Raw genomic sequence first — 24,026 nt, 5'->3', positions numbered from 1 at the left:
CTAATGATTATGAAAAAGCCTTTTAAAGTAACCAACCTTCTTTTATCAGCATTGCTGATTGCATCACTGAGTGCATGCTCAGATAGTGATAGTAATAATGCCCAAAATACAGATAGAGGTAACTCTGTCATTCCATCCGTTGAGGCAGTTCAAGCCCGATTTGGATCACTACCACTCGTAGAACGATTCAGTGGTAATGTGAGATCCGAAAATCAGGTTCCTCTATATCCTCAGATATCGGGAACGGTTGAACAAGTTTTCGTTCGCAACGGACAGTATGTTGAGAAGGGCGAGAAATTAGTCCAGCTAAATACAGATGTACTACAAAAACAGCTACAACAAGCTGAAGCAGGCTATAAAATCAACAATGCTCAGCTAAAGCAATCCAAAGCTCAGCTTGCCGAGGTCCAGTCCGAATTCAAACGTACCAAACAGCTCGAAGAAAAAGATTTAACCAGTGATGTTGAAGTTGAGCAAATTGAGGCACAGTTACTTTCAGCAGAAGCTAACGTTGAGCTCGCTGAAGCACGACTAGAACAAGCAGCATCATTAGTAGAAGAACGTAGAGATGAACTCGACAAAGCTGTTATCCGGGCTCCCATTTCGGGAACAGTTGGGCAACGAAATGCTGAAATTGGGATGCAGGCAAATACAGGCACTCAGCTTTTTCTTATTGGTGATCTTACAAAGTTAAAAGTCGAGATCATCCTAACTGAAAACATGCTTAATAAAATACAGGTAGGTCAATCTGCACGTATCATAGTTGAAAACGGTGATGGCCAGAAAGTTCCAATTAATGCTAAGCTATCCCGCATCTCCCCTTTTCTAAATGAAATTACACGAAGTACAGAGGCTGAGATTGATGTAGACAATGTAAACGGACTTCTTCGTCCAGGGATGTTCGTTCCTGTAGATATTTTCTTTGGTGAAAGTCAGCAGGCTACCCTCATTCCTGTAAGCGCTCTTTACACAGATCCTACAAGTGGAGAGCAGGGTGTATTTATTGCTTCCTCACTTGGTTCTGAAATTAAGCCTGTTAGCGACACCAGTAATAATGGCGCTGTCAGACCAAGATCCATGACCGAACCAACTCCCGTTCAGTTTAAACCAGTTGATGTAATTGCTCAGGGTAGAATGGAATTAGGGGTGAATGGTTTAGAAAGCGGGCAATGGATTGTCACTGTAGGTCAAGATTTATTGTCTGAGGGACGTACACAAGCTCGTATTCGCACTATGAGTTGGGAACGTATCTTCCAGCTGCAACAGCTTCAGCGGGAAGATTTATTGAAAGAAATCATGCAAGAGCGTGATGGTGCACAAAATAACGTAACTCTCTAAACGCCACGATCATGCCAATTACAGAAACCTCTATAAAGCGTCCTATTGCTACTTCGATGGTCTTTTTGATCATTATTACCCTTGGTGTAATAGGCTTTCGTTTCCTGCCAGTTGATCTCCTCCCGCCCATCGAATACCCGCAGCTTACTGTTGCTACTGAGTATCCCAATGTTGGGCCAGCGGAGATGGAGCAAATTATAACAGAGCCTATTGAAAATGCTCTGGCCGGTGTCCCCGGAGTTGAAAGAGTCCGTTCCAGTTCTAGTGAAGGGCGCAGCCGGGTGACTCTTGAGTTCGCTCAAAGCGTAGATGTGGATGTAGCTTCTAATGATGTCCGAGCTGCCCTAGATCGAGTTCGGGGAACAATTCCCCCTGAAGCCGATGCACCCCGCATCTGGAAATTTGATCCCAATAATTTCCCAATCGTTATTATCGGTGCTAACTCAGATATGAATCTGGCTGAACTAACGGTTCTGCTCGATCGCGAAATCACCAAACGATTTGAACAAATAAATGGTGTTGGTTCTATTGATATATGGGGTGGTATTAACCGTGAAGTGAAAGTCGACATCAAAAGAGACCGGCTTATTGCCAGTGGACTTTCCACGGCTCAGGTACAGCAAGCTATTGCTCGTGAAAATGCAAATCTCCCCGGTGGTAATGTAAACTCCGGGCTCCAACAGCTTTACGTTCGTACTTTAGGTGAATATGAGTCCATCGAACAAATTGCGAATACAGTTATCACGACCGTAGACAGCAAACCTATTCGTGTTAAAGATGTAGCAAATGTCTCCTTTGGTTATCAAGATTTAGACCGGGTTGTTTCTATTGATGAGAAACCGATGGTTCGATTTGGAATTCGTAAACAAACGGGAGCAAACACAGTCGCTGTTGCAGAAGACATCCGAAAAGAAATTGAACAGATCAATAGCCAGCGAAGTGATCTAAACCTTTTTATTACTACCGACCAAAGTGAATTTATTCAAAGTTCTATAGACAATGTGCAAAGTTCAGCCATGTGGGGAGCTTTACTCGCGGTGGTAGTACTCTATGTCTTTTTCAGAAATGGCTCATCCACCTTTATTATAGCGATGGCGATTCCAATTTCCATCATTGCCACTTTTGCGCTTCTCTATTTCAACGATCTGACCCTCAATCAAATGAGCTTTGGAGGACTGGCTCTTGGTGTTGGCCTCATTGTAGATAATGGAATTGTAGTATTAGAAAACATCATCCGGCTTCGGGAAGAAGAAGGCGAAGATTTAGAAACCAGCGCTTTAATCGGTACTAAACAGGTAGCCGGAGCTATTGTAGCCTCCACTTTAACAACTTGTGTAATTTTCCTTCCTGTTGTTTTTATGCAGACCGTCTCTGGTTTATTATTTCAAGAATTGGCACTGGTAGTAGTCTTTGCCCTTGTCTGTTCATTATTGGTAGCCCTGACGTTAGTTCCTATGCTTTCCAGCAGGTTCCTTACCGTTCAGAAGGGAATGGACAACAAGAAAGGAAAATTTCAGAAATTCTTTTTGAAGCTGGAAACCAAATATTCAGGTATTCTTGAAAAAACGCTCCAACACAAACCTATGGTTTTTGTAGTCACTGCTGTATTGGTCGTGGGCAGCTTCTTGCTCGTTCCTATTATTCCTGTTGAACTAGCCCCACAGACAGATGCTGACGAAATTGATATCGATTTAGAAATGGCAGACGGAACCAACATAGCTGTTCAAAATCTCTATCTGAAAGAGCTCGAAGATATTGTACGCGCTACGCTGCCCATGGAGGATGTTGAATATTTCACTACTGAAGTACGGGATGGCCGTGCTGAGGTTGAAATAGCCATGGTACCTCAGTCTGAGCGATCTCAAAGCACCTCAGACCTGGCTGCTGAAATTCGTGAAAATTTAACCGGCAAAGTTCCGGGTGCTGATATCAGAGTTGATGCTCAATCCGGATTATGGATCCTTCGCCGTGTATTTGGCGGCGGTGGCGGCGAGGACGTACAGTTTGAACTTCGCGGTTATGACATTGATAAAGCCTATGAAATCGCTCAAGAGATTAAGCTGCGTGTAGAAAACATTCCGGGTATTGTTGAGGTACGCGCCGGGAGAAGTGAAGGTACTCCGGAAGAACGGATTTTGTTTGACCGCGAGAAAATCGCCGATCTGGGCCTTTCGGTACGTGAAGTAGCACAAGTTATACAGACAAATATTGGCGGTAGCCGAGCAGGTTCTTACCGTATTGGTGGCGACGAATATCCAATCACCGTTCGCCTGCAACCTGAAGATCGCTTAGGAACTTTGGATATTGATAACATTTCAATTCGTACACCTGACGGAGGTGTGATACCCGTCTCTTCTGTCATAAGAAAAGAAAGCGGTCGCGGACCTGAAGATATCAACCGTATCAATGGACAGCGAGTAACAAACATCACCGCAAACCTTGAAAGTGGAATTGCACTCGGTGAAGCGGTCGAATCTATTCAGGCTGAACTGTCTGACTTCCCTCTGCCATCCGGTTTCACTATTGTTTTCGGTGGAGAGTATGAAGAACAGCAAAAAGCTGCTGATGACTTCGCCATGTCAATCATCATGGCCCTCATTCTTATTTATATGGTGATGGCCGGACAGTTCGAGCGTTTCCTTGATCCGCTGGTGGTTATGTTCTCTGTACCTTTAGCGATGATTGGTGTAATCCCCGCCCTTTTATTAACTGGAACTACACTAAACATCCAAAGTTTAATGGGGATGATAATGCTCGTCGGGATTGTGGTTAATAATGCCATCGTTCTGGTCGATTACATTAATCTCATGAGGCGGGAAAAGAATATGCCGGTTTTAGAAGCGGTTATTGAAGCAGGACGTTTACGCCTCCGACCAATCCTTATGACTACCTTGACTACCGTATTGGGCCTTCTTCCTCTTTCGTTTGGATTGGGCGCCGGAGCCGAAATTCAAGCTTCTCTTGCCAGAGTTGTGATTGGTGGATTAACAGCTTCTACTCTTGTTACGCTGATCTTTATCCCTGTTGTTTACATTACTACAGATCAACTGCTAGAAAAGGCAAAAGCCATTAATTGGAATCCTTTTAGCAGTACTAAAGAAGTAGAACTGGCTAACTAACAGTTAAGACTCTCAATATTATAAAGGCTGCTGATTTTCAGTGGCCTTTTTTATTTTGAAACGATTCATCCTTTTCGTTGATTCTTAGTATCACATACCTTCAAACTAATATTTTACCATGAGCTCCTGGACCCTCAAATCCATCCCTCCTCACGACTGGTTTCTTTGCCTGGATATCGAATCATATTTCGATCATGAACATGAGCCGGAAAAAGTTTTTGAGGAAGGATTTACGCGCCCTATTCCAGTTGGAGATACTGATATCATCGTTACTATTTTCTTTAATGGCGACCCTGAGAATCCGGAATTTCATATTGAATCCCCGGAGTCGCTTTCCAAAGAAGAAATCGGATTAGCCAATGAAAGTCTGGCAAAAATTTTTGGCACCGACATGGATTTGCGTCCACTTTATGACAAAGCTGAGAAAGACCCTGTTTTGGGGGATAAGCTAACAGACCTCTACGGACTTAAGCGAATGACCCGCGCTAATTTGTTTGAGGATATTCTATATCGCATTGTACAGATGCAGATGAATCACAAGCCGACCGCTAAAAAGATGATGTTCAAAATCCGGGAAGGCTACGGAACCGCACTTACCTTGGGTAAGAAATCTTTACCCGCCTGGCCTCGCCCCCATCAGCTGATGAAGGCTGACCCTGCCCAGATCCGTAAAATGGGTCCTACTCTAAGAAAAGGGCAGTATCTGGTTGGATTGGCAAACGATATTGTAGCGGGTGAAGTCGATATGGACCACTTGATGAATTGTGAGCCTCAAGAGTTCTACGACAAAATCACCAGTATTAAAGGCATCGGTCCCACTTCCGGACAGGATTTGATGATGATGCGCGGACGAACAGACGCCGTTTTCCCTTCCAACAAAAAAAGCGGAGAAGAGAAAGGATTGCGACGCTGGATCATCTGGAGCTACGGAGAAGATCCTCACAATACATCTGAAGAACGATTTCAGGAGCTGATTCAAAACTGGAAAGGCTATGAGTCTGCAGCGCTTGAATTTCTATATGCCAATTATATCCTGAAAGAAAAGGAAGAGCAGGCGAAGAAGTAATGTTTCTTAAATCCCAAGTTTCAATGACCAATGACTAATGACCAATGACCAGTGACGGTTGACGATTGTACGTCTTGATTTGTCATCCCGAGTGCCTGGGATTCTTTTCGAGGAATCAATTATCAAACACGAGGGATCTCAAGTTGAACGGATTAATCTTTATGATTTTAGAAAAAGCACATAGTACTTCAAAGTACTGCTAATTTTGCACCTCACTGATTGGATTTTCATATAGCGCAAAAGTTACATCATCCATTCGCACACCAAGATGCTCATCAGATACGTGCATTAAGATACTTTCTTTGGGAAGGTTAACAGCTCTTAGAATCTGTCCATCCATATTTACTACAAACCACTTTTGGTAATTTCCCCGCAGGTTCGACTTTAACCAGAATTTCCCGTCGTGGTAAAGCATTTTGTCAGCCTGAGTTTTAGTCTCTGGAATCATATCCTCCATGGTATCCCATTGCTCTTTCCTATTTTCCTGCTCAATAGAATCTCGTTCAGCAGAGTTTACTTTCTCAATAGGCAAGTTTACTGGTATAGTATTTAGGGTGTCATAATTTGCATCAATTTCCGCTATAAACGGTGAATCTGTATTGAATATAAAAATGGAATTATTATTCGCATTTGGATAGGTAAGCTGATCGAAGGCAAATGGAACGTTTCCAGCACCTACAACTCTTCCAGCTATTCTCAGAATCGCATATGGTTTATCAGCAACAGACCATTCCTTACCAAATTCCTCCTTATTGTCATCATATTGAACAAAAACCTTCTCTTTTGTTTTGTCCGGATTATTGAGATACTCAAAGGAATGCAACTCAAAAACAAAATTTCCTTTCCCGACTTCATAAGCATAAGAAACGGTGCTGCTACCATACTCTTGGGGAAAGTAGCTTTCAAAAAATTCAAACTCATCATCAAATTCTAACAGCTTATTATTGTCTTGATCATAAGTAAACAAATGACCTTCACTATTTACCGTAAAACTGTAAGCATCCAATATTTCTCCTGGTCCTCTCCCTTGTCTTACTAGTTTTCGAAGCTCACCTTCAGGACTAATAACAAAAATATTAGATAATTGCCGATCAGCAAAAACGATATTCCCGTTTTCCAATACTTTACTCTCATATCCTAAATGACTAAAGTAATTACCCTCAATATGATCAAAACTTCTTATCTCATTAGGTGTGAATGAAACGATGTCATTCAACATGTTTTGGTTTATCTCACTATCGTTGCTGCAAGAGATTGATATAGCCCCGGCTAATACTATTATCAATAACTTTTGTAAGGAAGAGTAATTCATCTTAAATAGACATCTACTGTTTGTAATTAAAGCACTTAAGAATAGATAAATTAGAGTACTTATAATTAAAGAGAAATGCTATTTTAGATTCAAAATTGAACTGAATTGTCTAAAATGACCCACCGAATTCAATACTCTGCTCTTTCTCTGTTTACACTCAGCCTGATTATTCTTTTTTCTACTTTTGAAGTGAAGGCCCAAACAGTGATCCCAAAACCGGTTTCTATGGTTCAGGGTGGAGGTCATTTTGAGCTGACCCGAAGTTCGGATATCATTCTATCTGAATCATCTGAGGAGATGGAATCCCTTGGAGGATATCTCTCCGATTTACTCTTCTCGGCCACCTGGATTAAGCATCACATCGTTTCGGGTACATCTGCTCCCGATTCCGGAATCTACCTTCATTTAAATTCTGAATCGGGTATTCAGAATGAGGAAGGGTATCAACTTTCTGTGGATGAAGATTTAGTTACCATCTCTGCCCCAACCACTGCCGGACTTTTCTACGGAATCCAAACCCTTCGCCAGCTGCTACCGGTCGAAATTGAATACCAAAAACCATCGATGGCGCCGGTTAATACGGAGTGGAATATTCCGGCTGTAGAGATCACCGACTATCCTCGATTTGAATACCGTGGCATGCATCTGGACGTTGCTCGCCATTTCTTTCCGGTTGAGTTCGTAAAGAAATACATCGATCTGCTGGCTATGCATAAAATGAATCGCTTTCACTGGCATCTCACAGAAGATCAGGGCTGGCGCATTGAAATCAAGAAGTACCCTAAGCTCACCGAAATTGGAGCCTGGCGCGACTCAACCCTGATTGGCAACTACGGATCCGGAGTGTATGACAACGTTCGTCACGGCGGCTTCTACACCCAAGAGGAGATCAAACAAGTTGTAGCTTATGCACAGAAAAGACATATCACGATTATACCTGAGGTTGAGATGCCGGGTCACTCAAGTGCAGCTTTGGCGGCTTACCCAGAGTTTGGCTGCTTTGACAAGGAATATCATGTTACATCTACCTGGGGAGTTTTTGAGGATATCTATTGTCCTAAAGAGGAAACCTTTGATTTCCTCGAAGATGTGCTAGTGGAAGTCATGGAGCTTTTCCCAAGCAAGTATATCCACATTGGCGGTGATGAAGCTCCTAAGAAACAATGGGAAGAAAGTGAGATTGCTCAGGAAGTAATCAAACGGGAAGGGCTGAAAGATGAACATGAATTACAGAGTTACTTCATCGAACGGATAGAGAAATTTCTAAATGAAAACGGCCGGCAGATTATTGGCTGGGATGAAATCATGGAAGGCGGACTTGCGCCTCAAGCTACCGTTATGAGCTGGCGAGGCGAAGCTGGTGGCATTCAGGCTGCAAAAATTCAGCACGATGTTATCATGACACCCAATGGCACCAACTACTTCGACCATTTTCAAGCTGAACCAACGGCAGATGAACCGATATCTATTGGCGGCATGACTACTCTGGAGGATGTTTACAATTATGAACCAATTCCTGAGGAACTCACTCCTGAAGAAGCAAAATACATTCTGGGATCTCAGGGAAATGTGTGGTCAGAATACCTTCATTCCGGCAAAAAAGTAGAATATATGGCTTACCCAAGAGCTACTGCGCTGGCGGAAGTGGTGTGGTCTTCGGTTGAGAATAAAGACTGGGAAGATTTCTTAGAACGACTTCAAACACACTTCAACCGGCTCGATATTTTAGATGTGAATTATGCGAAGCATTATCAAATGGAGAAAGAGTAATAAAGTATTGATAAGAAAAAATCACTGTATCCAGTACTTTGAATCACTATTCCTGGTTCCAACCCGATAAAAGTAATTGCTGGTGCTTAATATCAGTACTCCTCCATTCCTAAAAGAATGCACTTCACTGTAGTTCATTGGAAGGTCTTCAGAGAAACGTTCATATTTTTCGGGACCATAAAACTTAAACAGGTTATCCTGTTTTTCACTATTTATAAAGAAGCCTAAGTAATTAATGGTATATTTATATCCATCTGCAGATATATCAAAATCAGTTATAAACAGTTGTTCAATTTCCCCTTCTTCATAGTTTTCCATTGTATAGTCTGAAATGGTCCAGTTCTCCCCAGAATCGGTGGACTTCAATATTTTCGAGCCAACACCATACATTACTTCATCTTCAATGATGATTTTTTCTACCCAGTAAAAGCGTTCAGAAATCTCTTCTGTAACTAATTCCCACGACCGCCCCTGATCTTTTGATCTGTAAATAGCATCTAAAGTCCCCGCAAATATTGCCCCCTTACTGTTTACTTTCAGCTCTTGAACATAAAGACTATTCTCACCATCAAATTGGAACTCAGCAGCATATTCTTCTCCTGTACTTAAGTTGTGTACTACTACTCCATTTTGCTCTCCAACATACATTAAGTCCTGATGCTTTATGAAGTCAAACATCTGAAAAGGACCTGAAATTTTCGCCCAATTATTCCCATCTTTTGAAGTGTAAAGATTAAAAGCGCCACCAAAAAAAGGCCGATCCAGTGTATCACCTGCGATAATGTAAAAATCAGAAAGTACCTGCCCTTTCCCATAATACGTTTGCCCATATTTCTTAACGGCAAAACTCAGAACCTCATCAGGTACATCAAATTCGGAAAACGTTTCTCCATAATCTGTTGATAAAAACCAAGCAGAATCGCCCCCTGCGAAGATATGATCGTTGGGAGACACCCAAATTCTTGGAGCTAAATCCGGAAATGACTTCTCGCTACCCCAGAAAAAGGGTTCTATTTCTTTCTTTTTAGATGAGCTAGCGCTGTCAAATAAATCGCAGCCAATCAGTAGAAATGTGGATGTAAATAATATTGGAAGGAGCTTTTTCATAGTACCCGAATCATTACTCTCTACACGAATATAACAATCGGATCTTAAATAGCAACAGTAAACGTTACAGTTACTTAGCGACTAAAAGAAAAACCTTATCGGTTTCTAAGGTGCCCAATAAATTTAACAGTGGCTAAGACCACCGTTATCGGAATTACAATCCATAGCATCCCCCACTCCATTGTCTCCTGAAAAGGATGCCCTATAGATATTAGAATTAGGTAGGCCATGTACAACGCATAGTATAACAGGAATCCGCTCGCTACGGGTCTGGTCAATTCTTTGGCCGGCCAAAATAGAGGCAAACATGTGCATGCAACAATGATCATGAATGGCATATCAAGGTTTAGGGCATCGGGAGAAACGGTTAAAGCCCCCGGTGCTACAATGATGGTCAGACTTAAAGTGAGCAGAATATTATAAAGATTACTTCCCATCACATTGGCAACCGCTGTGTCTGAATCTCCTTTTCTTACTGCTGAAAGTGAAGTGGCAACTTCAGGCAGTGAGGTTCCTATAGAAACAATAGTCAGTCCAATAATTAATTCTGAGATGCCCAAAATATCAGCTATTTCAACGGCCGCTTCTACCATCCAGCGAGATCCCATCACAATTAATACTAACCCACCTAAAAGAAGAAATATATATTTGCCGTAAAATAAAGTTGTCAGGGGTTCATCAAGCTTTGGTTTTTCATCAGCTGACTTCTTTTTATTAGCATCACGATCTTTCTTGATCTGTGTATACATAAAAACCGAATAGGCAATAAGACCACCGAATATGATCAATCCATCGGTTAAGGTAAGCAGGCCATCCATAGCCAAAACATAAAGCAATGCACTCGTCCCTATCACAACCGGAACATCAATTTTAATAATCCGATTGGTTATCCTAAGCGGCTTCACAAGCCCAGCAATACCGAGAATAAGGAGAATGTTCGCAATATTACTTCCCAGAATATTACCCAAAACAAGATCCGGCCTTCCATCTGCCGCCGCTTGCAAACTGATGGCAAGTTCCGGGGCGCCGGTTGCAAATGCCACAACCGTCAATCCCATAACAACGGGAGAAACACTCCAGGCAAGCCCAAACTTATCTACTGACTTGAGAAACAGCTCAGCCCCGCCAATCAAGGTTACCAAGCCAATGATGAATAATAAGACCGTCATTAATCCTCTGTTTGTGGATATTAAAAAGACTTCAAAATTACCATAAAAAAAGCTCTAAAGTGAATAAAGAAGCTCCAATATTTTCCATACTTAACAAGTCCGGAGACTCACTTTTATTTGACTTCATTTACCTATATTGCGCCAAATCAAAGAACCAATCAAAGTTATCATGGACATCAAAACACTTTTCTTTTCCTTTATCATTCTGATTTTCACATCTTTTTCTGCTCATGCACAACGGACTATAATTCATGCAGGGACTTTGATTGATGGTATCTCTGATAATCCGCGCAGTGAGGTAAGTATCATCGTTGAAGGAAATGAGATAACCGGTATCCAAAACGGTTATATAAATGGAAGAGACGGAGATGAAATTATAGATCTTAAATCAAAAACGGTTCTTCCCGGTTTAATTGATTTACACGTCCACCTGGAAAGTGAAACAAATGCGGCTAAATATTTGGAGCCTTTCACTTTTAACGATGCCGATAAAGCCTATCGCTCAGTTCTATTTTCGAAGCGAACATTGATGGCTGGTTTCACAACTGTCCGGGAATTGGGAGGTTCCGGAGTTAATATCTCGCTCAGAGATGCTATTAAAGGCGGATATGTGGTTGGACCAAGAATTATCACCGTTGGTAAATCACTGGCTACTACCGGCGGTCATGCCGATCCGACTAATGGCTGGAAAGAAGATTTGATGGGAAGCCCGGAGCCTGTTGATGGTGTATTAAACGGTGTTGCTGAAGCACGAGAAGCGGTACGTCAACGATACAAGAACGGTGCCGATCATATCAAAATTACGGCTACGGGCGGAGTATTAAGTGTTGCAAAATCCGGTGATGCCCCACAGTTTTTTATGGATGAATTAAATGCCATTGTTGAGACAGCCAATGAATACGGCATGCACGTGGCAGCTCATGCCCATGGCGCTGAGGGAATGAAACGTGCCGTTGAAGCAGGAGTGCTCACCATAGAACACGGCACAAAGATGACTCCTGAAGTCATGGACCTTATGATTGAAAAGGGAACTTATTACGTGCCTACCATTTCAGCAGGAAAATGGGTAGCAGAAAAAGCTCAAATTGATGGATATTATCCTGAACTGGTTGTACCTAAAGCACTGGAGATTGGGCCTATGATCCAAAATACATTTGCTGAGGCCTACAAAAGAGGCGTTAATATTGCATTTGGAACCGATGCCGGAGTATTTCCTCACGGACTAAACGGTAAAGAATTCCAATACATGACTGAAGTTGGAATGCCCACCATGGAAGCGATCAAAAGTGCAACTATGACCGGAGCTACCGTTTTAGGAATGCAGGATCAAATTGGTTCTATCGAAGCTGGAAAATTAGCTGACATCATAGCAACTGATGATAATCCATTAGAAGATGTAACAACACTCGAACGAGTTTCTTTTGTTATGAAAGATGGTGTGATTTATAAATAAAATAAATTCACTATGCAGCCTTTATTTTTTCTATGTCTTTAGGATCCCAAAAAAAGAAGCTACTAAAACGCCTTCAGTGGACTTTCCAGGTTGAAGGAATGAATGTGGTGATGTTTTTTGGGATTTTACTTTTTATCAATTTCCATTACGGCTTTTGGGATTACATCTTTCTGTCCTATGGTCTCATACTGATGTGCTACATCTTATTTCAAGGCACATACTACTGGTGGGTGAAGTTTTCTTCACTGAATGAAAAACCGATTTTTGAACGAACTATCTTATCCCGTTTTCGGGCCTTTAAAAAGCATAATCGAGTTGCCATAGGTTTAATCCCGATTATTCTATTGATTCAGTGGTACATCTCGGGTAAAAGCTTAAATGGTGACAATCTATTTGGCTGGGCAATCTTTGCTAATCTTTTTGCTATCTGTGAATACATCAATTATTACCATAAACAGTTGATGTATGATAACAGAAACGATCTGGATTACCTGCTTCAGAATCGACAACTAAAAGAAGCTTCTCTCCATAAAGATCTCAGAGACAACAAAATCTGAGTTTATCCTGATTTCCGTGTAACTCTATCAGTAGATAAGGAAGCCCTCCTGAGATTTAAACTGAAGATGAATAATGACTACATTTCGCAATAGTGCAGTCATTTTTGTAAGATGTTTGTTCAAATTCACTTAACCACCGATTTATGACCATTGATTCCATTAAAGATCAGTTAAAAACGGCAAATCATCCTATTGCTAAGTCCTTTCATATTGGAGACCATTTTAAAGTATTAGTATTCGGTTTTAACAAGGGAATGAAACTTGAGGATCATAAAGCCCATCACCCTACCAAGTTATTAGTGTTGGAAGGTGAAGTGATGTATCACCAGGGAAAGAAAGATACCCGTCTCAAGCAGTTCGATGAAATTGAAATCCCTGCAGAAGTTTCTCACTCTGTAGCCGCACTTAACGATGCTTTAGTATTACTAACTCAAGGGTAATCAGAGTACCTTCTTTCATTATGAAAAAGGAAACCAACATGCTTTTTGTATATGGTACATTGATGAAAGGTTGCGACAACCCGGTGGCACGATACCTTCATTCAACACAGACTTTTATTGGAGAAGGTTACTTCCCCGGCATCCTGTTTCAAGTTAGCTTCTATCCGGGAGCTGTGTACCTCCCCGATTCAAAGAACAAGGTGTATGGTCATTTGTTTGAAGTAACTCAGAATAAAGAACAACTCCTGCAAAAATTAGACGATTACGAAGGAATTGGCTCACAATTCAACCTGCCTAATGAGTTTAAACGTGAGATTATTCCAGTCGTTATTGAAGGCGATACAATACCTGCCTATACCTATCTTTTCAACAATTCATATAGTCAATTTCCTGCTATAGCCTCTGGTCGTTTTTCCGAGGAAGTATAAATTTATTTGCGTAACTAAATAGTTACATATATATTTGTAACCAATCAGTTACGTAATTATTTATTGTATGTCTCAAGATGTATTCCAGGCCATTGCCGATCCAACTCGCAGAGAAATTTTTGATATTCTGGCCGGGGAATCTATGCCGGTCAATGATATAGCAGAGAAGTTTGACATAAGCCGTCCGGCGGTATCAAAGCATATCAAAATTTTAAACGAGTGCGGTTTAATTGTAATCCGAAAAAAGGGAAGAAAGAGATATTGCAGGGCTGACGTTCAAAAACTGCAAGAAGTTATGGCGTGGCTTAAAAGATATCAGAAGTTCTGGGATCAGAAGCTGGACGCTTTAGAAGCATTAATGAACGATCTGAATTCACCATCAAACAAATAGTAGAGCTATGAATAAGAAACATGGAGTTTTTACAGAACCGGGGACCATTTGCTTTGAACGCATTCTCAATGGATCAGCTGAGGAGGTATGGAAATATTTGACAGAATCTGAATTTAAAGCAAAATGGCTTTCAGCCGGTGATGTTGAGCCGAAAGTTGGCGGAACGGTAACGCATGAATTTGATCACTCACGACTATCCAAAGAAGACGACCCCCTTCCAGAAAAATATAAGGATTTGGAAGAAGGACAGGTTTCCAAGGGAGTAGTTACCAAATATGACCGCCCCCACGTTTTGAGCTACACTTGGGATGAAGGTGATGGCGAAGGTTCTGAAGTCACTTTTGAGCTGGAATCCCACGGTGAGGAACAAGTTCTGCTTAGGCTTACTCACCGTAAATTACCAACAGATTCTGATACTAAAGCAGGAATTGGTGCCGGCTGGCATACTCATCTTTCTATCCTAATTGACTGTGTGGATAATAAAGACCCGAAGCCTTTTTGGAATGTCCACATGCCGCTGGAGAAAGAGTATGAACAACTGATTTCCAACTTATCCGATAATTAAAACTACACTCATGAAAGCAAAGAGCTTTGATATCTTCCACTTTTTGGTAATCAAAAAAGACAAAAAGGAAGTATTTGATGCGATCACGAAACCGGAGCATCTCAATAATTGGTGGCCGTTAAAAAGCTCAGGCGAACCCAAAGTCGGGAGTGAGTACAACTTTTATTTTGGAGAGGAATACGACTGGTATGCTGAGGTCATTGAATCCGTTACCAATACTTCATTCCATGTTAGAATGACTAAATCCGATAAAGACTGGAACCCTACCAGCTTTGGGTTTGAGTTGAATGATGCGGAGGATGGAACTGAAGTAACTTTCCAGCATACCGGCTGGCCTTCTTGCAATACTCACTTTAAAACGGCTTCATATTGCTGGGCCATTTTATTGAAAAATTTAAAAGAGTATGTTGAGCATGATACTATTGTACCCTTCGAGGCAAGGTCTTGATAAACAAATAAGAATGCTTTTGGGGTTTTAGTTATCGTCTATTCTTATGAAGATGCTACCGTGTTTCTATTTCTAATTGTTTTTGGATTCTATTTTCATATTTTAACCACTGTTATTAATGGGGTTACTATTATAACAGCATTTTTAAATATATAACTTAATAGAGGGTACAACTATGAAAATATCTAAAGCAATTCTTTTACTAACACTAATCTCAACTTTTACGTTAACGGGTTGTTTTCATGCAACGGTAGAAACGGGGAAAGCAGCTTCAAATGAAGTTATTGAACAACCATGGGCACTCAGTTTTGTTTACGGGTTAATCCCCCCTGCAACAGTCGATGCCTCTGAAAAATGCACGAATGGTGTAGCAAAAGTAGAAACACAAATCAGTTTTTTAAACGGTTTAGTGTCTGCAATTACGTTTAGCCTTGTTACTCCTATGAATATCAAGGTGACCTGTGCAGCCGGTGGTGGAATGGCGAATGATATCACTAGTCCTTCTGAAAATACCGTCACATTATCAAAAGACGCTTCGGTTGAGGAGACGAAAGAAGCTTATCAAAAAGCCACTGATTTAGCCATAAAAAAGAATGAAACGGTATTTATTCAATATAATTAATCCGTCTTTTTTTGATCTTTTTCCAAAGCTATGCTTCACGGCATAGCTTTTTTTATTATAAATAGATTTTAAGGTCTACCACTTTATTCTACCTTACCATCTGAAAGAATACCTACATCAATTGGCTGATCTAATACCCAATTTTATGGACCCAAAAGAACTTTCAAATCAGCTTAAAAAACCCACTGGAAAAACAGGGCTTGAAGTAGCTAAGGCCCTCAATGAATCAAACCAGGGACTATATGATCTCGCTTTTGAATTACTTGACCTAAAACCAGATCAAAAAGTGCTGGAAATCGGTTTTGGGAACGGGAAGCATTTCTCACAGTATTTTACTGTTGAACCAGGTTTAAATGTCACTGGTGTAGATTTTTCGGAAGATATGTGCAAAGAAGCCGAACATCGAAATTCGCGTCTAATTGATGATGGTAAACTTAGTATTCAGTGTTCAGAAACCTCTTCCCTGCCTTTTCAAGACCATACATTTGATTGCATTATAGCCATCAATGTCATCTACTTTCTGAATCCACCAGCTCTTCATCTGCAGGAAATCCGAAGAGTATTAAAACCTGAGGGCACTTTTTTGGTTGGCTACCGTCCTCGACACTCCGTTGAACATTTTGAATTCACCAAGCACAATTTCGCCCTTTATGAGTCAGATGAGTTAATCGCCCTTATGGAATCCAATAGCTTTAGTATTCTAGGTCAGCAGACAAATGCTTATCAAAAGGTTATGGATGACAAGACTGAAATTGAAGTTAAAGATGCTTGCCTAGTGGTAAAAAAATAAACCCCTCAAATAATTATATCTGAGGGGTTTAAAGTCTTTTAGTAAAAGATTGATTTACTTAATCAACATCATTTTCCTTGTCAGTTGAACTCCATCACCCGTTGAAAGCTGATAAATATACATTCCACTGGAAAGATTAGAAGCATCAAAAGTAGCTGTATAAGAACCGCTGCTTAAACGTTCTCCATTAACCAATGTAGCAATTTCTCTCCCAAGCATATCATAAACCCGAAGTGTAACCTCACTGTTTTCAGCTACACTATATTGGATATTAGTCGTTGGGTTAAATGGATTAGGATAATTTTGCTCCAAAGAGAAATTTACCGGCTGGCTTGCACTTTGCTCTTCATTCCCAACTAATGTAGTGAACTGAAATCGGGTCCAGATGGGGTAATGGCCAGATGTAGAACTTAGATAGCTTCCGATATAAGAGGTATTCTCGACTCGCTGAGCTTCCACAATATGTTCGTCAACCAACTCAGATGTAATAGTGATATGGTCGATAAAAGAACCCGAGGCCTGAGATTGAAATCCTTGCTCTTCCAATGCTTTGGTCAAAATGGTGTATTCTTCATCTTCATCGAAATTGTCATATGGAGAATCCTGACCATCAGATATCGAACCTTCAATGGTATCATTATAATCCCCAAGGAAAATGACATTTGCATCGGGACGGGTATTGTCCAGATAAAGCTTTAATTCACGGGAAGCATTTTCGCGCTGATTGTAAGAATCAATGTCACCAAAAGCTTTGGCATGAATGTTATAGGCATAGATTTCTCTGCTCTCATCATTTATGGTCACATTAAACCGAAAGAATAATGGATAGCGGCCATTAGCCCAGTTTGACTGAGTTAATCCAGTAGTTATTTGCCCGGAATCCAACGAATCTACGGTAGCTCTTTTAAATAAAAAGGCTGTTTCTTGGCTTTGGGAAAAGTCAGCTAAAAAGCCTCCATAGCCGTCCAAAGAGAGAATGAGTTCCGCAAAAGCCGATGGATTGGCAATTTCCTGAAATGCATATACGTCGGCATCAACTTCTGAAATAACACGTACTACATTTTCCATTTGTTCTTCTTCATTATCCGGACCATTGCTGGCAGAACCAAACCATTCGATATTCCAGGTGGCAATTTCAAAGGTTTCGTCTTTAGAAACTTCCTCACCAGGATAAACGACCTCTTTAGCATCAATATCATTAAAGTCACGCGGTAATAGCTGGTACGTGCCTCTGAAAATCCCGACCACACCCACTATGGTGGTTATACCTTCCGGAGCTGCTGCACCAATTACTTCCGTATCATCATTGATATAGAGCACCCCGCTTCCGGTTCTATCGGTGATAGTGTATTCATCAGATTGGAATGCTCCTGAGTGAATAACATCAACACTCATAGATACAAGCTGGCCTTCAAAGTCACCCGAATTTAACTCTTCAACCGTAATGACTGTAGGTTCTATATTCTTATTTCCTTCAGGAAAAATTTCGTATTCCGTATCTCCTACAATTTGGATAAGATCATTGAATTCGCCCAGTTCGCCAGTTATCACTATAGAGTCACCACGATTTACATCCAAGGCAAATCCATCATCTCCTCGCATCAAACCAAAATCAAACCATGCAATTCCTCCGGTTTCGTCTTGAAAATAAACCGGCCCCTCAAACTCATCAGTTACCGTTAGATGTCCGGTTACAGTGACCGTGCTTCCGATAGACTGCTGACGGGCTTCCGAAATGGAAATGGGTGTTTGTGAAAAGGCAGGAAATGAAAATAATAAAAGGGCGACTATTGAGTAGAAAATCTTAGGCATTACAGGAAAGAATTTTTTGATGAATTGTTTTAGAAAAGATAAGGCTTATTTAATCCGTGTGCATAATTCATAAGCCAAGACTTGAAAAAAGTTAGAAAATATCCGCTATGAATAAACCTTCAGCTTCTCTAACCCCTTCAGAAGAGCTTCATATTCTTCTTTACACTCTGCACACTTTTCAAGGTGCTCTCTTACCAATGGCATTGCTTCGTCAGGAGATTTACCTAGCAATTCTAGTTCGGCAAACTCATGGATTTTATCAAAACATTCACCACACGCAATTTCATTATCGTGAGTAGAATGAACAGCACCTAATAAAACCTTTAATATTTTGTGATCTAGTTTCATATCTGAATAACTCTATTATTGAATTGACGCAGTGAGATCTTCATTTCTTACATCTCCTCCAAAATTTCTTCGGGATCAATCCCATCAAGTTCGAGGCTATTCTTGAGTTTTAGTCGGGCATCGTATACCAACTTATAAATAGCATTTCGATTTGTATTCATTTTCTCTGCCACAATCGTTAATGGAATCTGGTCTATAATTAAATACTGCAATACTGTTTTTTGTTTCTCAGTAAGCTCTTCTTCCATAACTCTCATGACCTTTTCAACCAGCATTGACTCATGCGTAATTTGATCCGGCAGTGCTTCTTTCTCTTCCACTTCTATGGCGTGCTCTGCCTCACCTTTCGGGTTTACATAGTCATGAAGTGAAATGTCATTATATCTTTTCTTGCGAAGTTCTGTATATCCCTCACGTACAGCAATTTTCATAGCCCAGGTGGTGAATTTGCTTTCACCCCGAAAAGTGTGAAGCTTATCCAGAATTTTGAGTAATGAATCCTGAGCAATGTCTTCAACGAAGTCGCCCAAGTTTTTATCAACATACTTATATAGAGAAGCTTTTAGGCCTTTCACCAAGTAACCCCGGAGTTTCGCAATTGCTTTATCTAAAGGCGGAGGACTTAAAGCCTCAATCCACTCTTCATTGCTGTAAGAAGTTGCTAGCTTTTTTTTGAACCAGTTAAGCATTCGCTAAGAATTCGTTGTGACTTTGATACATTTGGAAGGAATAAGGCTAGATGAAATTCAAAACTAATTTAATGGATGACAGACTCATTTCACAACTAGATATGACCCTGACATTTTGATTTTTTTATTAATAGACCTTCAGAAAAGTTATCCGCTCATCTCTATGTCATAGAATAAAAAAAGCCTCACTCTAAAAAGAGCGAGGCTTAAGTTTAAATAAACTATTTCTGGGTTATCTCAATCCATTTGGAAGGCCTTTACAAATTCGGCTAACGGCATCATGACTGTGCAGACTTTCCATATGTACACATCGTACAACGAAGTCATGGATACTGTTGTAGCTGTCAAGTTCATCATATAGAAGTCGTGCGGCGTCTTCCACAAACTTTTGGAACGCACCATTCATTTCAGCAAACGCCTGCTCGTCTTCTCGCTTAACCATCACCTGAGTTTCTGTTTGAAGAGCTGTTCGACAAATTTGAACTAAGTCTTCGACGAAAAATTCATCCTTGAGAGCCACCGTTACGTTGGCCACGCTTCTTTGGCTATGCGGAATAGAAGCAACACCTCGTTCTTCACGGGCATGCTCAGCAAGTTCATAGCTGCAAGGGCAAGCGCTGCTGTATTCAAAATCTAAATGCATGTGTTTCTGGAACTGATCGTAATTATCAAGACGACCTTCCAACTGCACCTTATAATACTGATATCCTTTCATCCCTGAACGCAGACTGTCTTTCAGCAGCGGATAGTTGAAACTCACTCGAAGAAATGATTCCTGACTTCCTAAATCTTCTTTGTATGCTTTTAGAATTTCTTCCAGGCGATCTATATGGAATACTTTGTCCTGAAACTTATAGAAGGTTCTCATGATGCGGCTCATGTTGATCCCTTTCTTATCCTTTTCAAGACTTACATAGCCATCTATGCTTGCCTCAAGCGTAACAGGCTCTCCTTCTCTTCTGCGGAACTTAAGAGGGAGCTTAAAATTTGAAATGCCAACTTGCTGGATAGGCACGTTTGCCCCTTCAATCAAGGAAGCTGGCCCATTTTGCAAATCCGGCAGAGAGTCTTTGTACTCTTTCGTTACCGTGAAAGTTGGGTCGTAAAATCGTTGTACTTCATTCGTAATCATATCTTTACTGCTAATAATGAATAGTCTTTTATAGTCCTACGTATGGACAATATTCGGCTATATTTCGTTCGGTTTCGAAAAGCTTAACCTTATATAGTTTCCCGCCACGGGCACATGCTTCTTCCACATCCGGGCGAAGTTGCTCGTAAAAAGCTCTCACTAAATTCTCTGTAGTTGGAATAATTCCATCCAGAAAATCCACGTCCAAATTGAGGTTTCTATGATCGCAGGGATCCAAGACCTTTTCTTTCATGATTGCCTTTAGTTTTCCAAGATCAATGGTATAACCAGTCTCAGGGTCAGGCTCACCCGACACCGTTACCTCAATGACATAATTATGTCCATGCCAATTCGGAAGGTTACACTTCCCAAAAGTCTTCTTATTCCATTCTTCACTTTTGTCTGGATTATGGAGGCGGTGGGCTGCGTTAAAATGTGCTCTGCGTGTTACAAACGTCAAAATTTTTCTTTTTAAAATTGTTAGTGATGAGGTATCCTAACATTCAGAAATTATAAACAGTTCTGCAAATGCTAATATTTTTTTAAGAGAAAGTGTGGAATGGGTTTCGTTGGAATAATTCAGTGATGATGTTGAGTGTTTTCAGAATTGCAGTATTGAAAAAGCACCTAAATTAATCAGGCACCAAATCTATTCAACCATATTTACTGAATGCGGCTAAGCCAGTTAGGATAGTCCTTTTCCAACAGATTCTGCGCCCAGTCTCCCAGCCATAAATAGTTTATCCGCCGTTCATAAGGTAGTTCGGAAAATGCGGCATGAACGGTGCCTTCCCTATCGACAAACATGGGGTAATTTGTCCCGATTTCGTAAAAACGGGCCCATAGCAAAGATTCACCTGTGGGGTCAAAACCTATGACTTGGTCATACCCTTCTGAGAGCTCAGGTCTATCTACATCAACAATTCGAACATCGGTTATCTTTACTTTATCAAACCAAGCAACTGCACTTTTCACCGCTGTGATTACCTCTGGAGAAGGGTTGTCTATTTCCATCAAATAATTGACAATACCCACGCTTTCTGAACCGCTTAAGGAAATAAGTTCATACGATCGCGCTTTGGCTGGGCGTAAAGTTACAGGATCATATTGTGCACACCAGACCGTCAGCTCACCGTCTACTTCAACTTGTGTATCTAAAATGACCCGCAAGCCTCGGTTGATTGCATCGGCTGCTTGTTGTCTGCGGGCTTCATCTACAAAGGAATACAACGATTCTCCCTTGGCCACATTCCGCAAGGTGTCCATCACCCTGATCATAGCCCCGTCGTTGTACGTAATATTCTCGTAATACCCGTCTCTCAGCGGATAGAACTGAGGCCAGCCCCCATTGTCATACTGAGCTTCTAGCAGATAATCTAATCCCTTCAGTACTCCTTCTTTAAAACGATCTTGTTCTGTTGCTGCATAAACCTTAACGAGATATCTGATCTGTGCTACGGTCGCTCCATTATCTATTGTGATTTCATTGAGCGAGCTATCTTCTGATTTCTTCTCTTCTTTGATACGCTCCTTTTCCTTTTCAGAAAGTCGAGAAGCCATATCCAAATTTTTGGGCCAGCCTCCGCTTTCATGCTGATACATCAATACATTGTCGGCGATCCGAACAGCCTCCTTGCCTTCATACCACGAAGAAGACTGCAATTGTGCATCCGCCCATCTTATCGTGCTATCGGATGTTTGAGCGACCACTGATGGTGCACATCCAACCTGTAGCAAACTGATTAAAAATAGAATGAAAAGAACATTGAGCTGAAATTTTTTAGATTTCTTCATACAGCTGTAACCTTGGTTAAAACTAAAATATAACCAATGATTATCTAGATTGCTTAAACTGACCTTTCAAGCGGAATCCTGTAAATTAATAACTCGCCCTCCTGCTATTTGCGTATCGTACTAAGGAAAGCATGATTGGAACTTCTATCAGCACTCCTACCACGGTAACCAAAGCTGCTCCGGACTGAAGACCAAATAATGCTATAGCCACGGCTACCGCCAATTCAAAGAAGTTACTGGCCCCAATCATGGAGCCCGGTGCACATACTTGATAAGGCAACCCTATTTTTTTCCCGCCATACCATGCCAGTGCAAAAATAAAGTACGTTTGAATAATCAGCGGGATTGAGATCAAAAGAATGTCTATAGGCTGATTAATGATCCGCTCTCCCTGGTAAGCAAAAAGAAGGATCAGTGTAATTAATAGGGCTGAAATTGAAACCGGCTTAAATTTTGGCAGAAACTTCCCGGTGTACCATTCTTTTCCTTTTCGGTTAATGGCTACTTTATGCGTCAAATAACCGGCTACTAATGGAATCACTACAAAGATGAGGATTGATGCAGCCAGCGTGTTCCAAGGAATGGTTAGCTCAGTGATACCCAGTAATAATCCCACGATGGGTATGAACAAAATCAAGATCAGCAGGTCATTCACAGAAACCTGAACAAGCGTATAATTAGGATCCCCGTCTGACAAATACGACCACACAAATACCATGGCCGTACAAGGAGCTGCTCCCAATAAAATAGCCCCGGCTATGTACTGATCAGCCAACTCCGGACTTAACCAAGCGGAGTACATCTTATCAAAAAAGATCCACGCAAAAAACGCCATCGTAAAGGGCTTGATGGCCCAGTTAATAACAACGGTCCACACGACCCCTTTCGGTGACTTACCGATCTCCTTTAGCGAACTGAAGTCAACCTGAAGCATCATAGGATATATCATCAGCCATACCAGAATCGCTACCGGGATATTTACTTTATAAATTTCCCAGCGGCTTATAGCTTCAATCGAATCTCCAGCTACATATCCCACACCAATTCCGATTCCTATACATATCAGTACCCACAGCGTGAGGTATCGTTCAAAGAAATCAATTCGTTTTTCTGATTTTGTCATCTTAGCAGCAGGTTACTTTTTCTGAGGATTTTTCTAAACTTGGTTTGCATGCCGTCGGTTTCACCGTCATGTCTACAGTCATACGTTCAGCGCCTTCGTATATGTCCTTCACCGAATAGCGGATGGTAGGGTGATTCGAATCTCCAAATTCGATGAATAGCTCGGCAGCATCCCTATACTCTATTTTCTTACCGACAGTCTCAAATATGCTGAGCGCTTTTCCCGCTATCCACTCGGCATGTTTGCTGGAGTTTTCATTGATCCAAAGCTGAACCACGGTTTCATCATACTCATGTGCGTTTCCTCCACAATCTACTGAGTCTACCTTGTGGTTTTGAATTTCAGTGATGTGAAGATCTCCTGAAATTATGGATTCGTCAGGTAGTTTAAACTGAAGTTCTTTACCTGAATTTTGAACGAGTGACTGTATAAAGGTTGATGTATTCATTTTATCGTATTTATGCGATTAATATGGGTAAATTTTTTTCTTTTACTTTACTTGGTTCATCATATAGAACATCTCAGTAGCAATCTGTAAACAACGAGTGCTATA

General features: G+C 41.0%; 24 protein-coding genes. 13 read left to right on the top strand and 11 right to left on the bottom strand.

What is annotated here, in order from left to right; all coding sequences use genetic code 11:
• The first annotated feature begins 3 nt into the window (after positions 1-3).
• From CL667_09410 to CL667_09400, 3 genes are all read left to right on the top strand, one after another.
• Complete coding sequence (locus CL667_09410) at positions 4-1,338, top strand: efflux transporter periplasmic adaptor subunit (protein ID MAL17919.1); 1,335 nt, start codon at positions 4-6, stop codon at positions 1,336-1,338.
• An 11-nt stretch (positions 1,339-1,349) separates the two neighbouring features.
• Entirely contained in the window at positions 1,350-4,457 is a 3,108-nt protein-coding gene (locus tag CL667_09405) for an acriflavin resistance protein (protein ID MAL17918.1), read from the top strand.
• 118 nt (positions 4,458-4,575) lie between these two features.
• On the top strand, positions 4,576-5,523 hold the full coding sequence (locus tag CL667_09400) for a hypothetical protein (protein MAL17917.1): 948 nt from the start codon (positions 4,576-4,578) through the stop codon (positions 5,521-5,523).
• Between the two features lie 199 nt (positions 5,524-5,722).
• Here the strand turns inward: CL667_09400 and CL667_09395 are convergent, their stop codons facing one another.
• Positions 5,723-6,742, bottom strand: coding sequence for a hypothetical protein (locus tag CL667_09395; GenBank protein MAL17916.1), 1,020 nt, complete (start codon positions 6,740-6,742; stop codon positions 5,723-5,725).
• Between the two features lie 207 nt (positions 6,743-6,949).
• On the opposite strand from CL667_09395, the gene CL667_09390 reads away from it, so the two are divergent.
• Complete coding sequence (locus tag CL667_09390; GenBank protein ID MAL17915.1) at positions 6,950-8,605, top strand: beta-N-acetylglucosaminidase; 1,656 nt, start codon at positions 6,950-6,952, stop codon at positions 8,603-8,605.
• A 21-nt stretch (positions 8,606-8,626) separates the two neighbouring features.
• Here CL667_09390 and CL667_09385 read toward each other — a convergent pair whose 3' ends face one another.
• Positions 8,627-9,712, bottom strand: coding sequence for a hypothetical protein (locus tag CL667_09385; GenBank protein MAL17914.1), 1,086 nt, complete (start codon positions 9,710-9,712; stop codon positions 8,627-8,629).
• Between the two features lie 95 nt (positions 9,713-9,807).
• On the bottom strand, positions 9,808-10,881 hold the full coding sequence (locus tag CL667_09380; protein ID MAL17913.1) for a hypothetical protein: 1,074 nt from the start codon (positions 10,879-10,881) through the stop codon (positions 9,808-9,810).
• A 169-nt stretch (positions 10,882-11,050) separates the two neighbouring features.
• Here CL667_09380 and CL667_09375 point away from each other — a divergent pair, with 169 nt between their 5' ends.
• From CL667_09375 to CL667_09335, 9 genes are all read left to right on the top strand, one after another.
• Positions 11,051-12,334 (top strand): amidohydrolase, encoded by a 1,284-nt coding sequence (locus tag CL667_09375; GenBank protein MAL17912.1) that lies wholly within the window; start codon positions 11,051-11,053, stop codon positions 12,332-12,334.
• A gap of 32 nt (positions 12,335-12,366) precedes the next feature.
• On the top strand, positions 12,367-12,891 hold the full coding sequence (locus CL667_09370) for a hypothetical protein (GenBank protein MAL17911.1): 525 nt from the start codon (positions 12,367-12,369) through the stop codon (positions 12,889-12,891).
• A gap of 143 nt (positions 12,892-13,034) precedes the next feature.
• Positions 13,035-13,331 carry a hypothetical protein gene (locus tag CL667_09365; protein MAL17910.1) on the top strand — a complete coding sequence of 99 codons (297 nt, stop codon included), beginning with the start codon at positions 13,035-13,037 and terminating at the stop codon, positions 13,329-13,331.
• 20 nt (positions 13,332-13,351) lie between these two features.
• Positions 13,352-13,759, top strand: coding sequence for a gamma-glutamylcyclotransferase (locus CL667_09360; protein MAL17909.1), 408 nt, complete (start codon positions 13,352-13,354; stop codon positions 13,757-13,759).
• A gap of 67 nt (positions 13,760-13,826) precedes the next feature.
• Positions 13,827-14,150, top strand: coding sequence for a transcriptional regulator (locus CL667_09355; GenBank protein MAL17908.1), 324 nt, complete (start codon positions 13,827-13,829; stop codon positions 14,148-14,150).
• Between the two features lie 7 nt (positions 14,151-14,157).
• Entirely contained in the window at positions 14,158-14,715 is a 558-nt protein-coding gene (locus CL667_09350; GenBank protein ID MAL17907.1) for an ATPase, read from the top strand.
• A 10-nt stretch (positions 14,716-14,725) separates the two neighbouring features.
• Positions 14,726-15,163 (top strand): hypothetical protein, encoded by a 438-nt coding sequence (locus CL667_09345; GenBank protein MAL17906.1) that lies wholly within the window; start codon positions 14,726-14,728, stop codon positions 15,161-15,163.
• A gap of 175 nt (positions 15,164-15,338) precedes the next feature.
• The gene (locus CL667_09340; protein ID MAL17905.1) at positions 15,339-15,785 is read left to right on the top strand and encodes a hypothetical protein; all 447 of its coding nucleotides are present in this window, start codon (positions 15,339-15,341) and stop codon (positions 15,783-15,785) included.
• Between the two features lie 121 nt (positions 15,786-15,906).
• Positions 15,907-16,575, top strand: coding sequence for a hypothetical protein (locus CL667_09335; protein ID MAL17904.1), 669 nt, complete (start codon positions 15,907-15,909; stop codon positions 16,573-16,575).
• Between the two features lie 54 nt (positions 16,576-16,629).
• Here CL667_09335 and CL667_09330 read toward each other — a convergent pair whose 3' ends face one another.
• From CL667_09330 to CL667_09295, 8 genes are all read right to left on the bottom strand, one after another.
• Positions 16,630-18,387 carry a hypothetical protein gene (locus tag CL667_09330; protein MAL17903.1) on the bottom strand — a complete coding sequence of 586 codons (1,758 nt, stop codon included), beginning with the start codon at positions 18,385-18,387 and terminating at the stop codon, positions 16,630-16,632.
• Positions 18,388-18,492: 105 nt separating this feature from the next.
• Positions 18,493-18,735 carry a hypothetical protein gene (locus CL667_09325; protein MAL17902.1) on the bottom strand — a complete coding sequence of 81 codons (243 nt, stop codon included), beginning with the start codon at positions 18,733-18,735 and terminating at the stop codon, positions 18,493-18,495.
• A 47-nt stretch (positions 18,736-18,782) separates the two neighbouring features.
• A complete protein-coding gene (locus CL667_09320) occupies positions 18,783-19,424 on the bottom strand; it encodes a hypothetical protein (protein MAL17901.1) in 642 nt (213 codons plus the stop codon).
• Positions 19,425-19,656: 232 nt separating this feature from the next.
• The gene (locus CL667_09315) at positions 19,657-20,556 is read right to left on the bottom strand and encodes a GTP cyclohydrolase I FolE2 (protein ID MAL17900.1); all 900 of its coding nucleotides are present in this window, start codon (positions 20,554-20,556) and stop codon (positions 19,657-19,659) included.
• 28 nt (positions 20,557-20,584) lie between these two features.
• The gene (locus tag CL667_09310) at positions 20,585-21,016 is read right to left on the bottom strand and encodes a 6-pyruvoyl tetrahydrobiopterin synthase (GenBank protein MAL17899.1); all 432 of its coding nucleotides are present in this window, start codon (positions 21,014-21,016) and stop codon (positions 20,585-20,587) included.
• A 203-nt stretch (positions 21,017-21,219) separates the two neighbouring features.
• Positions 21,220-22,350: a pectate lyase gene (pelA, locus tag CL667_09305; protein MAL17898.1), complete on the bottom strand. Its 1,131-nt coding sequence runs from the start codon at positions 22,348-22,350 to the stop codon at positions 21,220-21,222.
• An 85-nt stretch (positions 22,351-22,435) separates the two neighbouring features.
• Positions 22,436-23,473, bottom strand: a complete 1,038-nt coding sequence (gene arsB / locus CL667_09300; GenBank protein ID MAL17897.1) for an arsenical-resistance protein — start codon at positions 23,471-23,473, stop codon at positions 22,436-22,438.
• Position 23,474: 1 nt separating this feature from the next.
• Entirely contained in the window at positions 23,475-23,921 is a 447-nt protein-coding gene (locus CL667_09295; protein MAL17896.1) for a hypothetical protein, read from the bottom strand.
• Between the last annotated feature and the right edge of the window lie 105 nt (positions 23,922-24,026).

This window comes from Balneola sp., from assembly GCA_002694685.1.
Lineage (GTDB): Bacteria > Bacteroidota > Rhodothermia > Balneolales > Balneolaceae > Gracilimonas.
The sequence above is the reverse complement of the archived record's forward strand: the minus strand, read 5'-3'. Positions and strand labels throughout refer to the sequence as shown.

What these genes read in the sequence shown, in the direction of transcription:
- arsB (MAL17897.1), bottom strand. Translation starts at nt 23,473, where the DNA reads ATGACAAAATCAGAAAAACGAATTGATTTCTTTGAACGATACCTCACG.
- CL667_09295 (MAL17896.1), bottom strand. Translation starts at nt 23,921, where the DNA reads ATGAATACATCAACCTTTATACAGTCACTCGTTCAAAATTCAGGTAAA.
- CL667_09360 (MAL17909.1), top strand. Translation starts at nt 13,352, where the DNA reads ATGAAAAAGGAAACCAACATGCTTTTTGTATATGGTACATTGATGAAA.
- CL667_09375 (MAL17912.1), top strand. Translation starts at nt 11,051, where the DNA reads ATGGACATCAAAACACTTTTCTTTTCCTTTATCATTCTGATTTTCACA.
- CL667_09400 (MAL17917.1), top strand. Translation starts at nt 4,576, where the DNA reads ATGAGCTCCTGGACCCTCAAATCCATCCCTCCTCACGACTGGTTTCTT.
- CL667_09355 (MAL17908.1), top strand. Translation starts at nt 13,827, where the DNA reads ATGTCTCAAGATGTATTCCAGGCCATTGCCGATCCAACTCGCAGAGAA.
- CL667_09340 (MAL17905.1), top strand. Translation starts at nt 15,339, where the DNA reads ATGAAAATATCTAAAGCAATTCTTTTACTAACACTAATCTCAACTTTT.
- CL667_09365 (MAL17910.1), top strand. Translation starts at nt 13,035, where the DNA reads ATGACCATTGATTCCATTAAAGATCAGTTAAAAACGGCAAATCATCCT.
- CL667_09315 (MAL17900.1), bottom strand. Translation starts at nt 20,556, where the DNA reads ATGATTACGAATGAAGTACAACGATTTTACGACCCAACTTTCACGGTA.
- CL667_09385 (MAL17914.1), bottom strand. Translation starts at nt 9,712, where the DNA reads ATGAAAAAGCTCCTTCCAATATTATTTACATCCACATTTCTACTGATT.
- CL667_09410 (MAL17919.1), top strand. Translation starts at nt 4, where the DNA reads ATGATTATGAAAAAGCCTTTTAAAGTAACCAACCTTCTTTTATCAGCA.
- CL667_09390 (MAL17915.1), top strand. Translation starts at nt 6,950, where the DNA reads ATGACCCACCGAATTCAATACTCTGCTCTTTCTCTGTTTACACTCAGC.
- CL667_09330 (MAL17903.1), bottom strand. Translation starts at nt 18,387, where the DNA reads ATGCCTAAGATTTTCTACTCAATAGTCGCCCTTTTATTATTTTCATTT.
- CL667_09380 (MAL17913.1), bottom strand. Translation starts at nt 10,881, where the DNA reads ATGACGGTCTTATTATTCATCATTGGCTTGGTAACCTTGATTGGCGGG.
- CL667_09395 (MAL17916.1), bottom strand. Translation starts at nt 6,742, where the DNA reads ATGTTGAATGACATCGTTTCATTCACACCTAATGAGATAAGAAGTTTT.
- pelA (MAL17898.1), bottom strand. Translation starts at nt 22,350, where the DNA reads ATGAAGAAATCTAAAAAATTTCAGCTCAATGTTCTTTTCATTCTATTT.
- CL667_09345 (MAL17906.1), top strand. Translation starts at nt 14,726, where the DNA reads ATGAAAGCAAAGAGCTTTGATATCTTCCACTTTTTGGTAATCAAAAAA.
- CL667_09325 (MAL17902.1), bottom strand. Translation starts at nt 18,735, where the DNA reads ATGAAACTAGATCACAAAATATTAAAGGTTTTATTAGGTGCTGTTCAT.
- CL667_09405 (MAL17918.1), top strand. Translation starts at nt 1,350, where the DNA reads ATGCCAATTACAGAAACCTCTATAAAGCGTCCTATTGCTACTTCGATG.
- CL667_09350 (MAL17907.1), top strand. Translation starts at nt 14,158, where the DNA reads ATGAATAAGAAACATGGAGTTTTTACAGAACCGGGGACCATTTGCTTT.
- CL667_09370 (MAL17911.1), top strand. Translation starts at nt 12,367, where the DNA reads ATGTCTTTAGGATCCCAAAAAAAGAAGCTACTAAAACGCCTTCAGTGG.
- CL667_09320 (MAL17901.1), bottom strand. Translation starts at nt 19,424, where the DNA reads ATGCTTAACTGGTTCAAAAAAAAGCTAGCAACTTCTTACAGCAATGAA.